A 14,649-nucleotide genomic window follows, 5' to 3' on the forward strand; every position below is an offset into this window, starting at 1 on the left:
ATAGCGGTGGGTCAGCACTATATCTGTATCTGACAAACCGCTATCGCAGGCAAGCCAGCTCCCACAGTTGGACTGTGGTGTTGTTCAGGTCGTATTTCAATTATCGACCTGCTTGGGCGGCGGCAAGGTGAAACCCGATACCGACCTGCGCAACTGGCTGGCCATCTTCGCCAGGTTACCAATGCTTTCGGCGGTGGCGGTGGAACCCGACGACGTCTGGGTGGTGATCTGCTGGATCACGTTCATGGTCAGGGAAATCTGCCCCGCCGATGAGGTCTGTTGCTGCGCCGCGTTGTAAATGCTCTGGATCAGCGCCGCCAGGGTTTTGGACACGCCTTCGATCTCTTCCAGCGCCACCCCGGCGTCCTGGGCCAGGCGTGCGCCGCGCACCACTTCTGTAGTGGTCTGCTCCATGGAGATCACCGCTTCGTTGGTGTCGGCCTGAATGGTGCGCACCAGGGTTTCGATCTGCCGGGTGGCCGCCGAGGAGCGTTCGGCCAGCCGTTGCACTTCATCGGCCACCACCGCAAAGCCGCGCCCGGCGTCACCGGCCATGCTGGCCTGGATTGCGGCGTTGAGGGCGAGGATGTTGGTCTGGTCGGCGATGTCGTCGATCAGGCTGATGATGTCGCCAATTTCCTGGGACGACTCGCCCAGGCGCTTGATGCGCTTGGCGGTGTCCTGGATCTGTTCGCGAATGTTGTCCATGCCGTGGATGGTGTTGTGCACCACCTCGTTACCTTTGTTGGCGATCTCTACCGAACGTTCTGCTACCGCAGAGGATTCGGCCGCGTTGGCCGATACCTGATCGATGGACTGCGCCATCTGGTTGATGGCGGTAGACGCTTCGGCAATCTGCTGGGCCTGATGCTCCGACGCCTGGGCCAGGTGCATGGCGGTGGCCTGGGTGTCCTGTACCGCGCCCGCGACCTGCCCGGCCGTGAGGTTGATGGTGGCGACCAGGTCGCGCAGTTGGTCCACCGAATAGTTGATGGAGTCTGCGATGGTGCCGGTAAAGTCTTCGGTGACCGAGGCGGTGACGGTAAGGTCGCCGTCGGCCAGGTCTTCGATTTCATCCAGCAGGCGCATGATCGCGTTCTGGTTGCGCTCGTTCTTCTGCGCGGTTTCATGCAGTTGGCGGTTGGTCTCGCGCACCATGACCAGGCCGATCAGGATGATCGAGGCCAGCGCCAGCAAGCCCAGCACGTAACCGCCGATGGTGTCTAAACTGCGCCCGCTGGCGAGGTTTTCAAAACCGGTGGCCAGGTGCGAAGCTTCATCGAGCAGGGTTTGCGACAAGTTGAAAATATTGCTCGCCGAGGCGCGCACCTGGAACAACTGCGGCGAAGTCTCGAGAATTTCATCCACGGAGCCGGAGACAAATTCGAACAGCTCGGCAATGTCCGCCAGCCGCGCCCGGGCGTCCGGGTCTTCGACCTGGGTGATACGCAACCCCGGGTTGCCGTTGAGCATGCCATTGAGCACCGCGCCAAAACGGTTGGCATCGCGACCGAAGGCATCGGCGGCCTGCACGGCGGTTTCATCCCCCGCCAGCACCGTGTTGACCGCCCCCAGGATACGTTCGGCCAGCAGCGACTGGCGTTGGGCCAAGGCCACCTGGCTGGCCGGGGCGCCGCGTTGCAGCAGGCTATCCACGACCTTTTCCGACTCGATCTGCAGTTGCGGCACGGTTTCGGCCAGGGTCGCCGCCACCTGGTGCAACGACAACACGGTCTGCTCGCTGGCGAGAATAGCGTCGGTGTTTTTCAGCAGCGCCTCCCAGTCGGTCTGCACTGCCCGCATTTCGGCGCGTACCGCACTGGGCGCCGCCGGCAAACCGGTTTGCGGGTCACCTTTTTTCAGGTAGCCCCAGCGCTGGGCAAAATCGTTGCGCGCATCGCCCAGCAGCTTGAACGCCGCCGCTTTGCCGGCAGCGGCCTCGGTGGCGTTTTTGGCAATGCGCTGGGACAGCACGCGCAGCTCACCGGCGTGGCCGATGTACTGTTTATCGTAGGTGGACTGGGTGTTGAGGTACGCGAAGTTGGCGAACAGCAACATGATGAACACGATCAAGGCGATAAACAGCACGATGATCTGCGAACGGCTGCGCGAAGCGGCCTGGGGTTTGGGCGTGGTAGCGGTGCTCATGCGGCAACATCCATGAAGCCAGGGGCCTGGGCCAGGGCGAAGGGGCTGAAGACTTGCCACGGCGGGTCGCCGTCGAACTGGCCCTGCATAAACGGCGCGCTCGAGGCGGTGCTCGCCACCCAGGCGTCCAATGGGAAATGCTGCATGCCTACCACCTCATCTACCAGCAGCCCGACAAACAGGTCGTTGAACTCCACCACCAGCACCCGCCGTTGCTTGCGCGCCTTGGACAACTCAAGGCCAAGGAACCCGCCCAGGTCCATCACCGGCAGCAAGCGCCCGCGCAAGTTGGCCACGCCCTTGACCCAAGGCTTGACCCCCGGCATCAAGGTGCAGCGCGGCTCATGCAACACCTCGGCGACTTCGCCCATGGGCGCCACGTAGGCGTTTGGCCCTATGCGAAAGGCGATACCGCTCCAGCGTTGCAGGCGCGTTTCCTGGGACGGCAGGTCCGCGGCCAGCAAGCGGCAGCGGCGGTCGATGTCCAGCAGCAGCTCAAAAGCGGTTTGCGACTCGGTCATGATCGCAAGCCTTAGCCGGCCAGCACCTTGTTCAGGGTGGCGATCAGGGTTTCTTCATCCACCGGCTTGGTGAGGTAGTCCTTGGCGCCCTGGCGTTTGCCCCAGACTTTGTCGGTGTCCTGATCCTTGGTGGTGATGATGATCACGGGGATATCGCTGGTTTCGGGCGACTTGGACAATTGGCGTGTGGCCTGGAAGCCGTTGAGGCCCGGCATCACGATGTCCATCAGCACCGCGTCGGGCTTTTCCTGGCGGGCCAGGGCCACGCCATTCCCTCCGTTCTCGGCTTTCAGGACTTGGTGGCCGTGCTTTTCCAGCATGCCGGTGAGTTTGTACATTTCAGTCGGCGAATCGTCGACGATCAGAATACGTGCCATGGTTTTCCCCGCTACATTGGTCGGCGCCAGCCCTCGTGAGGCGGCGTCAGTGTGCTTGTTCTACTGCGGCGAACCCAGGCACATAAGCCTTGATCGCCCCCAGCAGTTCTTCCTTGCTGAAAGGCTTGGTCAAAAATTGATCGACACCCACAATGCGTCCCTTGGCCTTGTCGAACAGGCCATCCTTGGAGGACAGCATGATCACCGGGATCGACTTGAACGCCGGGTTGTTCTTCACCAGGGCGCAGGTCTGGTAGCCATCCAGGCGCGGCATCATGATGTCGACAAAGATAATGTGCGGGTGATGATCGACAATACGGGCCAGGGCGTCGAAACCGTCGATCGCCGTGATGACCTCGCACCCCATGTTCTTCAACAGCGTCTCGGCGGTGCGGCGGATCGTTTTCGAATCGTCGATCACCATCACCTTCAAGGCGTGGGAATGCTGTTCCATATCTGCTCTACCATCGCCACAGCGAATCGGTTTTCGGTGTGTACTGCCTGACGTTGCACAGGATGAACGCCGCAAGCCTTGGAATTCAAGGGCTGCTGCGCCGTGCCAGCCTTTTTAGCACAGTCTCCTGGCGCAATCTATCGAGGCACCCGCCCAGTGGTTTTTCCTTGACCCACAACAGCCGCAGCGCCACTCTGACGCCACTTTTATGCGCCCCAATTTGCTAGAGGAAATCCCCCATGAGCGTTCGCGTCGGCATTGTCATGGACCCTATCGCCAGCATTTCCTATAAAAAGGACAGTTCGCTGGCCATGCTCCTGGCCGCCCAGGCCCGCGGCTGGACCTTGTTCTATATGGAGCAGCGCGACCTTTACCAGGGTGACGGCGAAGCCCGCGCACGCATGCGCCCGCTGCAGGTGTTCGCCAACCCCGAGAAGTGGTTCGAGCTTTCTGACGAAATCGACAGCCCGCTGAGCGACCTCGACGTGATCCTGATGCGCAAGGATCCGCCGTTCGACATGGAGTTTGTGTACTCCACCTACTTGCTGGAGCAGGCAGAACGTGCGGGCGTGTTGATCGTCAACAAACCGCAGAGCCTGCGCGACTGCAATGAAAAGCTGTTTGCCACCCTGTTCCCGCAGTGCACGCCACCGACCGTGGTCAGCCGCCGCGCCGATGTACTGCGTGAATTCGCCGCCAAGCATGGCGACGTGATCCTCAAGCCGCTGGACGGCATGGGCGGCACCTCGATCTTCCGTCACCGCGCCGGCGACCCGAACCTGTCGGTGATCCTCGAAACCCTGACCGCCCTGGGCACCCAGCAGATCATGGGCCAGGCCTACCTGCCGGCGATCAAGGACGGTGACAAGCGTATCCTGATGATCGACGGCGAGCCGGTGGATTACTGCCTGGCGCGTATCCCGGCAGCCGGCGAGACCCGTGGCAACCTGGCCGCCGGTGGTCGCGGTGAAGCGCGGCCGTTGTCGGACAAGGACCGCTGGATCGCCGCTCAAGTCGGCCCGACCCTGCGGGAAAAAGGCCTGCTGTTTGTCGGACTCGACGTAATTGGTGAGAACCTCACTGAAATCAACGTCACCAGCCCCACCTGTATTCGCGAGATCGACAATGCATTTGGCACGAATATCGGCGAAATGCTGATGGCCGCCATTGAGCGCAAGCTAAAAGCCAAGTGACATAGAACAGCCGGACACACACCAACATTGCGTTATCATGCGCCATCTGTGAAACGCGCGATGTTGGTTTTCTTGTCATGACACTCCCGTCCGATCTGCCCCCCGAATTCACCCATAGCGGCGTGCGCCCGGCTGATCGTCTCGGTTTTACCCTGTTTCTCGCTGCGCTGATTCACCTCGCCCTGCTCCTGGGCGTGGGGTTCACCCTGGTGGAACCCAAGCAGATCACCAAGACCCTGGAAATCACCCTCGCCACGTTCAAGAGCGAAAAGAAGCCCGAAAAGGCTGACTTTCTCGCCCAGGACAACCAGCAAGGCAGCGGCACCCTCGACAAGAAAGCCGTGCCCAAGACCACCGAAGTGGCGCCCTTCCACGACAACCAGGTCAAGAAGGTCACCCCGCCGCCGGCGCCCAAGCCCGAGGTCAAGCAGGCCGCGCCCAAGGCTGCGGTAACCACCGTCGCGCCCAAGCCGCAAAAAGCCCCGACCCAGCGCGAAAAAGCCAAGACCGAACCCAAGCCCGAACCGGTGAAACCTGCGCCGACGTTCGACAGCTCGACGCTGTCCGACGAAATTTCCAGCCTGGAAGCCGAACTGGCCCATGAGCAACAGCTGTATGCCAAGCGCCCGCGCATCTACCGCCTGAACGCGGCCTCGACCATGCGCGACAAAGGTGCCTGGTATAAGGACGAGTGGCGCAAGAAGGTCGAACGTATCGGTAACCTCAATTACCCGGACGAGGCGCGGCGCCAGCAGATTTATGGCAATTTGCGCCTGCTGGTGTCGATCAACCGTGACGGCTCGCTGTATGAAGTGCAGGTGCTGGAGTCCTCCGGCCAGCCGCTGCTGGACCAGGCCGCGCAACGTATCGTGCGTCTGGCCGCGCCCTTTGCGCCGTTCAGCGGCGACTTGAACGACGTGGACCGCCTGGAAATCATCCGCACCTGGCGGTTTGCCAAGGGCGACCGGTTGTCCAGCAACTGATCGCGCCCGCACTACAGATCGTTCCCACGCTCCGCGTGGGAATGCCGCCACGGACGCTCTGCGTCTGCCCTTGGGACGCGGAGCGCCCCGGGATGCGTTCCCACGCGGAGCGTGGGAACGATCAGCGATCAGGCTCGCGCCCGCACTTGTCAGTTCGTCCCTCCAACGCCACACTAGCGGACATGAAAAACGTCAGCCCGACCTACCTCAAGCACCAATTCCTGATCGCCATGCCCCATATGGCCGACCCGAACTTTGCGCAGACCTTGACCTACATCGTCGAGCACACGGCCAATGGTGCCATGGGGCTGGTGGTCAACCGCCCGCAGGAGCTGAACCTGGCGGATATCCTTGAGCAACTGCGCCCGGAAATCGACCCGCCGGCAAGCTGCCTGCACGTGCCGATCTACATCGGCGGGCCGGTGCAGACCGATCGCGGTTTTGTGCTGCACCCCACCGGGCCGAAGTTCCAGGCCACGGTAGACCTTGAAGGCGTGTCACTCTCCACGTCCCAGGACGTGCTGTTTGCCATCGCCGACGGCGTCGGCCCTGAGCAAAGTGTGATCACCCTGGGCTACGCCGGTTGGGAAGCCGGGCAACTGGAGGCCGAACTGGCCAGCAATGCCTGGCTGACCTGCCCGTTCGACGCTGACATCCTGTTCAACACCGCCAGCGAACTGCGCCTGGAAGCGGCCGCGGCCAAGCTGCGGGTCAACCTCAGCCTGCTGACCAGCCAGGCGGGGCACGCCTGATGGCTTTGCGTCTGATCCTCGGTTTTGACTACGGCACCAAACAGATCGGCGTCGCGGTTGGCCAGGTCATCACCGGCCAGGCCCGTGAGCTGTGCACCCTCAAGGCCCAGAACGGCGTGCCGGACTGGAACCAGGTCGAAGCCCTGATTAAAGAGTGGAAGCCTGACGCAGTGGTGGTCGGCCTGCCCCTGAACATGGATGGCACCCCGAGCGACATGTGCCTGCGCGCCGAGAAATTCGCGCGCCGCCTCAATGGCCGCTACAACCTGCCCTTCTATACCCACGACGAACGCCTTACCACCTTTGAAGCCAAGGGTGAGCGCCGTGACCGTGGCGGGCAAAAAGGCAGTTACCGCGACAACCCGGTGGACGCCATCGCCGCCGCCTTGCTGTTGCAGGGCTGGCTGGATGAAAACACCGCTTTATTTGAATCCTGACCCGCCGCGATCCTGTGGGAGCGGGCTTGCCCGCGAAGAACGTTAACGATACCGCGAGAAGGCTCGATGAACGCGGTGCCCATGAGTTTTTCGCGAGCAAGCTCGCTCCTACACACTTAACAAGGAGCCACCATGAGCTTGCCGAACCCTGCCGAACTGATCAGCCAGATGGCGATACGCCTCAAGGCGCACCTGGAACACCGTGCCATCAGCGAACCGCGTTTTATCGGCATACGCACCGGTGGCGTGTGGGTGGCCCAGGCATTGCTGGAAGAACTGGGTAGCGATTCGCCCCTGGGCACCCTGGACGTGTCCTTCTACCGCGACGATTTCAGCCAGAACGGCCTGCATCCACAAGTGCGCCCATCGGCCCTGCCCTTCGAGATCGAAGGCCAGCACCTGGTATTGATCGACGACGTGCTGATGAGCGGCCGTACCATCCGCGCCGCCATGAACGAGCTGTTCGACTATGGCCGCCCGGCCAGCGTGACCCTGGTGTGCCTGTTGGACCTGGACGCTGGCGAGCTGCCGATCAGCCCGGACGTCGTAGGCGCGACCCTGTCGCTTGCCCCCCAGCAACGGGTAAAATTGTCCGGTCCCACGCCGCTCGAACTCGAACTGCAAGACCTTGCCCTTTAAACCGCCTTGTAAAGAGTCCCCGCGATGACGCCTCTAGATGCCAAGCGCCCGCTGCAGCTCAATGCTCAGGGCCAGTTGCAACACTTCTTGTCCCTCGACGGTTTGCCCCGCGAACTGCTCACCGAAATCCTCGACACCGCCGACTCATTCCTGGAAGTCGGTGGCCGAGCAGTGAAGAAAGTCCCGTTGTTGCGCGGTAAAACTATCTGCAACGTGTTCTTCGAGAACTCCACCCGCACCCGCACCACCTTTGAACTGGCGGCCCAGCGGCTGTCGGCCGATGTGATCACGCTGAACGTGTCCACCTCGTCGGCGAGCAAGGGCGAAACCCTGCTCGATACCCTGCGCAACCTGGAGGCCATGGCAGCCGACATGTTCGTGGTACGCCACGGCGACTCCGGCGCTGCGCACTTCATTGCTGAGCATGTGTGCCCGAACGTGGCGATCATCAATGGCGGCGACGGCCGCCACGCGCACCCGACCCAGGGCATGCTCGACATGCTCACCATTCGTCGGCACAAGGGCAGCTTTGAAAACCTCTCGGTGGCCATCGTCGGCGACATCCTGCATTCGCGGGTAGCACGTTCGAACATGCTGGCCCTCAAAGCCCTGGGTTGCCCGGATATCCGCGTGATTGCGCCCAAGACCTTGTTGCCCATCGGCATCGAACAGTATGGCGTGAAGGTCTACACCGACATGGCCGAGGGCCTCAAGGATGTGGACGTGGTGATCATGCTGCGCCTGCAACGCGAGCGCATGGCCGGGGGCTTATTGCCCAGCGAAGGTGAGTTTTACCGCCTGTTCGGGCTGACCACCGCACGCCTGGGCATGGCCAAGCCGGATGCCATCGTGATGCACCCGGGGCCGATCAACCGTGGCGTAGAAATTGAGTCGGCGGTGGCCGACGGCCCACAGTCGGTGATTCTCAACCAAGTGACCTACGGCATCGCGGTGCGTATGGCCGTGCTGTCCATGGCCATGAGCGGGCAAACCGCGCAACGTCAATTCGAGCAGGAGCAGGCCCAGTGAAGCTCAGCATTCTCGGCGCCCGAGTCATCGACCCGGCCAGTGGCCTGGACCAAGTTACCGATATACACCTGGACGCCGGCAAGATCGTCGCCATCGGCGCCGCCCCCGCAGGCTTCAACGCCGGCCAGAGCATCGATGCCAAGGGCCTGGTGGCCGCGCCTGGGCTGGTGGACTTGAATGTCGCCCTGCGCGAGCCGGGCTACAGCCGCAAAGGCAATATCGCCAGCGAAACCCAGGCCGCCGCAGCCGGTGGTGTGACCAGCCTGTGTTGCCCGCCCAACACCAAGCCGGTGCTGGACACGTCGGCCGTGACCGAACTGATCCTCGACCGCGCCCGCGAAGCCGGCAATTGCAAAGTGTTTCCCATTGGCGCCTTGAGCAAGGGCCTGGATGGCGAACAACTTGCCGAATTGATCGCCCTACGTGACGCCGGTTGCGTAGCCTTCGGCAATGGCCTGGAAAGCTTTCGCAGCACACGCACCTTGTGCCGCGCCCTGGAATACGCGGCCACGTTCGACTTGACGGTGATCTTCCATTCCCAGGACCGCGACCTGGCCGAAGGTGGCCTGGCCCATGAAGGCGCAGTGGCCAGCTTCCTCGGCCTGCCGGGCATTCCGGAAACCGCAGAAACCGTGGCTCTCGCCCGCGACCTGTTGCTGGTAGAACAAAGCGGCGTGCGTGCGCATTTCAGCCAGTTGACCAGCGCCCGGGGCGTGGCTTTGATCGCCCAGGCCCAGGCCCGTGGCTTACGGGTAACCGCGGATGTCGCCCTGTACCAACTGATCCTGACGGATGAGGCGCTGATCGACTTCTCCAGCCTGTACCACGTACAGCCACCGCTGCGCACCAAGGCAGACCGTGACGGTTTGCGTGCGGCGGTAAAGTCGGGTGTGGTGTCGGCGATTTCCAGCCATCACCAACCTCACGAGCGCGACGCCAAGCTGGCACCGTTTGGCGCGACCGAGCCGGGCATCAGCAGCGTGGAGTTGTTGCTGCCATTGGCGATGACGCTGGTAGAAGACGGCTTGCTGGACCTGCCGACACTGCTGGCACGCCTGAGCGCCGGCCCGGCCGAGGCACTGCGCTTGCCAGCGGGCCAGTTGGCGGTGGGCTCACCGGCGGACCTGGTGCTGTTCGACCTGGCAAGCTCGACGGTGGCTGGTGAGCGCTGGTTGTCCAAGGGCGAAAACTGCCCGTTCATCGGCCACAGCCTGCCGGCGACGGTGCGGTATACCTTGATGGATGGGCGGATCAGCTACCAGGCTTGATAACTCGCCTATCTAATGTGGTTACGGTCAATGTGGGAGCCGGCTTGCCTGCGATAGCATCACCTCGGTCTACCTGATACACCGAGGTGCCTGCATCGCAGGCAAGCCAGCTCCCACACTGCGCTATAGTGCTCAACGGCCGCTATTGCGCTCGGCATTGCGGATCGAAATCTGCGTGTTCAACGTCCAGAAGTCATACAGCACTCCGACCAGGAACAAACCGCCGGTCAGCAGGTAGATCAGGCCGGTGATCCATTTGCCCTGATACATGCGGTGCACACCAAACACCCCCAGGAACGCCAACAGAATCCAGGCCACGTTGTATTCAATCGGCCCAGCGGTAAACCGCAGGTCGGCCTCACGGTCCATGGCCGGGATCAGGAACAAGTCGATCAGCCAGCCAATACCCAGCAAGCCGAAAGTGAAAAACCAGATCGTACCGGTCACCGGCTTGCCGTAATAGAAGCGATGAGCCCCGGTAAAACCGAAAATCCACAGCAGGTAACCAATCGCCTTACTGTGGGTGTCGTGCTGCTGACCAACCTGTTGATAGGTGTTCATGAAGGACCTCTTTTGCGTCGATAGATAAATTTTTTCATTTTCTTTGTGACTTTTTTACGGGCGCCCGACGTACGGTAAATGGTATCTTCCTGCCCTCAAAGCCTTGTACCGCCTGCCTTGTGTAGGACAATTGCGGCGAATCGTCGCGTTTTTTCTGAGTTTGACCCCAAGGTTCAGTCGACAAACGGCCTGAGAACAGCACAAAAAGCTGTTATAAAGTTGCGCGCAAACCCATAAGAGCCACGCCTAATGCGACCATTTTTCAAGACATGGCTAACCATTTGCCTATTAATGCCACTGGCCGCCCACGCCACCAATCGTGAGCAACGACTTCCGAACGTTAACGGTTTCACCCCTAAAGTCCATAGCACGCCCAGCACTGCCAAAGCGGCAAAGCCGACCGTCAGCCGCCCGACTCAACTGAGCAAGGCCCACGGCAAAGTGCTTTCCACCCAGCTGGCCGTGAACACCAAGCAAAGCAGCAACGTCTTGAGCCGTGCCGTCAACGTGCTCGGTACACCTTATCGTTGGGGCGGCAGCAGCCCAAGTAAAGGGTTCGACTGCAGCGGGCTGGTGAAATATGCATTTAACGATGTAAAAGCGGTGGACCTGCCACGCACCTCCAACGCCATGGCGGCCGGCCATGGGTTGAAGGTTGACCGCAAGGATCTGAAACCGGGCGACCTGTTGTTCTTCAAGCTCAAGAGCCGCCAGGTCAACCACGTTGCCATCTACCTGGGCAACGACCGTTTTATCCACGCACCGCGCCGTGGCAAGTCGGTGAGCATCGACACGCTGAAAAAGCCGTTCTGGGACAAGAACTACGTAATTGCCAAGCGGGTACTGCCTAAAGAGCAGAACAGCAACCTGCGGATCGTGCAGCGCTAAGCCAGGCGTCACTGAAGCTCCCCATTTGAAATGCAATCAAATGTGGGAGCTGGCTTGCCTGCGATGACGGTGTGTCAGTTGGCAGAGAGAGTGCCTGACAGCCCGCCATCGCAGGCAAGCCAGCTCCCACATTGTGTGTCTGTGCGTTTTAGATATCTGCCGGCACCCTCGCCTTCTCCCGCGCCTCTTCCCGGCTGACCAGCCCTGCGCCGACCAACGCCTTCAAACTCATATCCAGGGTCTTCATCCCCAACGCCCCACCTGTCTGGATCGCCGAAACCATCTGCGCCACCTTGTCTTCGCGAATCAAGTTACGAATCGCCGGGGTGCCCAGCATGATTTCATGGGCGGCCACGCGCCCACCGCCCACTTTCTTCACCAGCACCTGGGACACCACCGCCTGCAACGACTCCGACAGCATCGAGCGGACCATCGCCTTCTCCCCGGCCGGGAAGACGTCCACCAGCCTGTCTACCGTCTTTGCCGCCGACGAGGTGTGCAGGGTGCCAAACACCAGGTGCCCGGTCTCTGCCGCCGTCAGCGCCAGGCGGATGGTTTCAAGGTCGCGCAGTTCACCCACCAGGATCACATCCGGGTCTTCGCGCAGGGCGGAACGCAGGGCCTGCGAGAAACAGTGGGTATCGCGATGCACCTGGCGCTGGTTGACCAGGGCCATTTTCGGCCTGTGGATAAACTCGATGGGGTCTTCCAGCGTGAGGATATGCTGGCGACGGTGTCGGTTGAGGTCGTCAATCATCGCCGCCAGGGTCGTGGACTTGCCCGAGCCGGTGGGCCCGGTCACCAGCACCAGCCCGCGAGGGAAGCGGGCGATACGCTGGAACACCTCGCCCAACCTCAGGTCTTCCAGGCTCTGGACCTCAGCCGGAATAGCCCGAAACACCGCACCCACGCCGCGATCCTGGCGGAACACGTTCGCCCGGAACCGGGCGACGCCTGGCAACTCGAAGGCAAAATCCGTTTCAAGAGATGTTTCGAAATCCTTTTGTTGATGTTTATTCAGCAAAGGGCTCAATAAGTCGACCACTTGGGTAGCGCTCAGCGCCGGCCCATCCAGGGGCCAAACCTCGCCATCAATGCGCAGCATGGGTGCCAGGCCGGCTGACAGATGCAGGTCTGAGGCGCCTCGGCTTACGCTGGCCGTCAGCAATTGCGTGATATCCATAGGGCTTTCCATTTCCAGTAGAATGCCGCGGACTCCATATCCACGGGCGCATCTTGAATGTCGACGATAGCAGACAACATCGGCCTGGTTAGCCAGCGCATCCGCGCCGCAGCCGACGCCGTGCAACGTGACGCAAGCAGCATCCACCTGCTGGCCGTGAGCAAGACCAAACCGGCGCAGGCAGTGCGCGAAGCCTATGCCGCCGGGCTGCGCGACTTTGGCGAAAACTACCTGCAGGAAGCCCTGGGCAAACAGGCGGATTTAACCGACCTGCCCTTGAGTTGGCACTTCATCGGCCCCATTCAATCGAACAAGACTCGCGCTATCGCCGAGCACTTCGCTTGGGTGCATTCCGTGGACCGCCTGAAAATCGCACAACGCCTGTCCGAACAACGCCCGGCCGACCTGCCGCCGCTCAATATCTGCATTCAGGTCAATGTCAGTGGCGAAGCCAGCAAGTCCGGCTGCACACCCGCCGACCTGCCGGCCCTGGCCACAGCGATCAGCGCCCTGCCGCGCTTGAAGCTGCGGGGCTTGATGGCGATTCCCGAGCCGACGCAAGACCGGGCGGAGCAGGATGCGGCGTTCGCCACGGTGCGCGACTTGCAAGCCAGCTTGAACCTGGCGCTGGACACACTTTCCATGGGCATGAGCCACGACCTTGAGTCGGCCATTGCCCAAGGCGCCACCTGGGTGCGGATCGGTACCGCCCTGTTTGGCGCCCGCGACTACGGCCAGCCGTGAAATGGCTGACATCCCTCGAAATAAGGACCTGTCATGAGCAACACGCGTATTGCCTTTATCGGCGCCGGTAACATGGCGGCCAGCCTGATCGGTGGCCTGCGGGCCAAGGGCCTGGACGCCGAGCAGATCCGCGCCAGCGACCCCGGTGCCGAAACCCGCGAGCGCGTCAGCGCCGAACACGGTATCCAGACCTTCGCCGATAACGCCGAGGCCATCCACGGCGTCGATGTGATCGTGCTGGCGGTCAAGCCCCAGGCCATGAAGGCCGTGTGCGAGAGCCTGCGCCCGAGCCTGCAACCCCATCAACTGGTGGTGTCGATTGCCGCTGGCATCACCTGCGCCAGCATGACCAACTGGCTCGGTGCCCAGCCCATTGTGCGCTGCATGCCCAACACCCCGGCGCTGCTGCGCCAGGGCGTCAGCGGTTTGTATGCCACTGGCGAAGTCACCGTGCAGCAACGTGACCAGGCCCAGGAACTGCTGTCTGCGGTGGGCATCGCCGTGTGGCTGGAGCAGGAACAGCAACTGGATGCGGTCACCGCCGTCTCCGGCAGCGGCCCGGCTTACTTCTTCCTGTTGATCGAGGCCATGACGGCCGCCGGCGTCAAGCTGGGCCTGCCCCACGACGTGGCCGAGCAACTGGCGGAACAAACCGCCCTGGGCGCCGCCAAGATGGCGGTCGGCAGCGAGGTGGATGCCGCCGAACTGCGCCGTCGCGTCACCTCGCCAGGTGGTACCACACAAGCGGCTATTGAGTCGTTCCAGGCCGGGGGCTTTGAAGCCCTGGTGGAAACAGCACTGGGTGCCGCCGCACATCGTTCAGCCGAGATGGCTGAGCAACTGGGCAAATAGTCGTCCCTTACCAAGGTAATCAAACATGCTCGGAATCAATGACGCTGCCATTTTCATCATCCAGACCCTGGGCAGCCTGTACCTGCTGATCGTACTGATGCGCTTTATCCTGCAACTGGTGCGTGCGAACTTCTACAACCCGCTGTGCCAGTTCGTGGTGAAGGCCACCCAACCGCTGCTCAAGCCGCTGCGCCGAGTGATCCCGAGCCTGTTCGGCCTGGACATGTCGTCGCTGGTGCTGGCGTTGCTGCTGCAAATCCTGCTGTTCGTGGTGATCCTGATGCTCAATGGCTACCAGGCCTTCACCGTCCTGCTGTTGCCATGGGGCCTGATCGGGATTTTCTCGCTGTTCCTGAAGATCATTTTCTGGTCGATGATCATCAGCGTGATCCTGTCCTGGGTCGCACCGGGTAGCCGTAGCCCGGGTGCCGAATTGGTGGCTCAGATCACCGAGCCCGTGCTGGCACCCTTCCGTCGCCTGATTCCGAACCTGGGTGGCCTGGATATCTCGCCGATCTTCGCGTTTATCGTGATTCAGTTGCTGCAAAGCTGGGTGATTCCGCGCCTGGCGTACTTTGCTTACATGCCAAAAGAGTTGTTTGGCCTGATCTGAATGCCGT

Annotated in this window: 17 protein-coding genes; 11 read left to right on the forward strand and 6 right to left on the reverse strand. The window is 61.7% G+C overall.

All coding sequences use genetic code 11. The annotated features are described in order from the left end of the window. Positions 1-96: 96 nt before the first annotated feature. The 4 genes from GIW04_RS01210 to pilG are packed head-to-tail and all read right to left on the reverse strand — an operon-like array spanning position 97 to position 3,500. A complete protein-coding gene (locus GIW04_RS01210; RefSeq protein ID WP_120247508.1) occupies positions 97-2,148 on the reverse strand; it encodes a methyl-accepting chemotaxis protein in 2,052 nt (683 codons plus the stop codon). Continuing rightward, positions 2,145-2,669: a chemotaxis protein CheW gene (locus tag GIW04_RS01215; RefSeq protein ID WP_003195055.1), complete on the reverse strand. Its 525-nt coding sequence runs from the start codon at positions 2,667-2,669 to the stop codon at positions 2,145-2,147. Before GIW04_RS01215 ends, GIW04_RS01210 begins: the two co-directional genes overlap by 4 nt. Before the next feature lie 11 nt (positions 2,670-2,680). Then, positions 2,681-3,046 (reverse strand): twitching motility response regulator PilH, encoded by a 366-nt coding sequence (gene pilH / locus GIW04_RS01220; RefSeq protein ID WP_003195057.1) that lies wholly within the window; start codon positions 3,044-3,046, stop codon positions 2,681-2,683. Between the two features lie 46 nt (positions 3,047-3,092). Next, positions 3,093-3,500, reverse strand: a complete 408-nt coding sequence (gene pilG / locus GIW04_RS01225; RefSeq protein WP_120247507.1) for a twitching motility response regulator PilG — start codon at positions 3,498-3,500, stop codon at positions 3,093-3,095. A gap of 239 nt (positions 3,501-3,739) precedes the next feature. On the opposite strand from pilG, the gene gshB reads away from it, so the two are divergent. The 7 genes from gshB to GIW04_RS01260 all read left to right on the forward strand — a co-directional run bounded on the left by gshB (position 3,740) and on the right by GIW04_RS01260 (position 9,801). Continuing rightward, positions 3,740-4,693 (forward strand): glutathione synthase, encoded by a 954-nt coding sequence (gene gshB, locus GIW04_RS01230; RefSeq protein ID WP_003195061.1) that lies wholly within the window; start codon positions 3,740-3,742, stop codon positions 4,691-4,693. A 77-nt stretch (positions 4,694-4,770) separates the two neighbouring features. Next, complete coding sequence (locus tag GIW04_RS01235) at positions 4,771-5,676, forward strand: energy transducer TonB (RefSeq protein ID WP_047711988.1); 906 nt, start codon at positions 4,771-4,773, stop codon at positions 5,674-5,676. Between the two features lie 182 nt (positions 5,677-5,858). After that, positions 5,859-6,428 (forward strand): YqgE/AlgH family protein, encoded by a 570-nt coding sequence (locus tag GIW04_RS01240; protein WP_003195065.1) that lies wholly within the window; start codon positions 5,859-5,861, stop codon positions 6,426-6,428. After that, positions 6,428-6,865 (forward strand): Holliday junction resolvase RuvX, encoded by a 438-nt coding sequence (ruvX, locus tag GIW04_RS01245; RefSeq protein WP_003195067.1) that lies wholly within the window; start codon positions 6,428-6,430, stop codon positions 6,863-6,865. The genes GIW04_RS01240 and ruvX overlap by 1 nt, the downstream gene beginning before the upstream one ends. A gap of 132 nt (positions 6,866-6,997) precedes the next feature. Further along, positions 6,998-7,504: a bifunctional pyr operon transcriptional regulator/uracil phosphoribosyltransferase PyrR gene (gene pyrR, locus GIW04_RS01250; RefSeq protein ID WP_003195069.1), complete on the forward strand. Its 507-nt coding sequence runs from the start codon at positions 6,998-7,000 to the stop codon at positions 7,502-7,504. A gap of 24 nt (positions 7,505-7,528) precedes the next feature. Then, positions 7,529-8,533 carry an aspartate carbamoyltransferase catalytic subunit gene (locus GIW04_RS01255; RefSeq protein ID WP_003195072.1) on the forward strand — a complete coding sequence of 335 codons (1,005 nt, stop codon included), beginning with the start codon at positions 7,529-7,531 and terminating at the stop codon, positions 8,531-8,533. Further along, positions 8,530-9,801 carry a dihydroorotase gene (locus GIW04_RS01260; protein ID WP_034133985.1) on the forward strand — a complete coding sequence of 424 codons (1,272 nt, stop codon included), beginning with the start codon at positions 8,530-8,532 and terminating at the stop codon, positions 9,799-9,801. Before GIW04_RS01255 ends, GIW04_RS01260 begins: the two co-directional genes overlap by 4 nt. Positions 9,802-9,933: 132 nt before the next feature. On the opposite strand, the gene GIW04_RS01265 is transcribed toward GIW04_RS01260, so the two are convergent. Beyond that, positions 9,934-10,362 (reverse strand): NINE protein, encoded by a 429-nt coding sequence (locus tag GIW04_RS01265; protein ID WP_003195076.1) that lies wholly within the window; start codon positions 10,360-10,362, stop codon positions 9,934-9,936. Positions 10,363-10,611: 249 nt separating this feature from the next. Between GIW04_RS01265 and GIW04_RS01270 the strand changes: the two genes are divergently transcribed. Then, positions 10,612-11,250 carry a C40 family peptidase gene (locus tag GIW04_RS01270; protein ID WP_003195078.1) on the forward strand — a complete coding sequence of 213 codons (639 nt, stop codon included), beginning with the start codon at positions 10,612-10,614 and terminating at the stop codon, positions 11,248-11,250. Positions 11,251-11,398: 148 nt separating this feature from the next. Here GIW04_RS01270 and GIW04_RS01275 read toward each other — a convergent pair whose 3' ends face one another. Then, positions 11,399-12,433, reverse strand: coding sequence for a type IV pilus twitching motility protein PilT (locus tag GIW04_RS01275; RefSeq protein WP_057710248.1), 1,035 nt, complete (start codon positions 12,431-12,433; stop codon positions 11,399-11,401). Positions 12,434-12,490: 57 nt separating this feature from the next. On the opposite strand from GIW04_RS01275, the gene GIW04_RS01280 reads away from it, so the two are divergent. The 3 genes from GIW04_RS01280 to GIW04_RS01290 are packed head-to-tail and all read left to right on the forward strand — an operon-like array spanning position 12,491 to position 14,642. After that, positions 12,491-13,177 (forward strand): YggS family pyridoxal phosphate-dependent enzyme, encoded by a 687-nt coding sequence (locus GIW04_RS01280; protein ID WP_120247505.1) that lies wholly within the window; start codon positions 12,491-12,493, stop codon positions 13,175-13,177. A 33-nt stretch (positions 13,178-13,210) separates the two neighbouring features. Then, a complete protein-coding gene (proC, locus tag GIW04_RS01285) occupies positions 13,211-14,029 on the forward strand; it encodes a pyrroline-5-carboxylate reductase (protein ID WP_120247504.1) in 819 nt (272 codons plus the stop codon). A gap of 25 nt (positions 14,030-14,054) precedes the next feature. Then, entirely contained in the window at positions 14,055-14,642 is a 588-nt protein-coding gene (locus GIW04_RS01290) for a YggT family protein (protein WP_003195087.1), read from the forward strand. Positions 14,643-14,649 lie beyond the last annotated feature (7 nt).

This window comes from Pseudomonas sp. PA-4-8C (assembly GCF_021606625.1).
GTDB classification, from domain to species: domain Bacteria; phylum Pseudomonadota; class Gammaproteobacteria; order Pseudomonadales; family Pseudomonadaceae; genus Aquipseudomonas; species Aquipseudomonas lactis.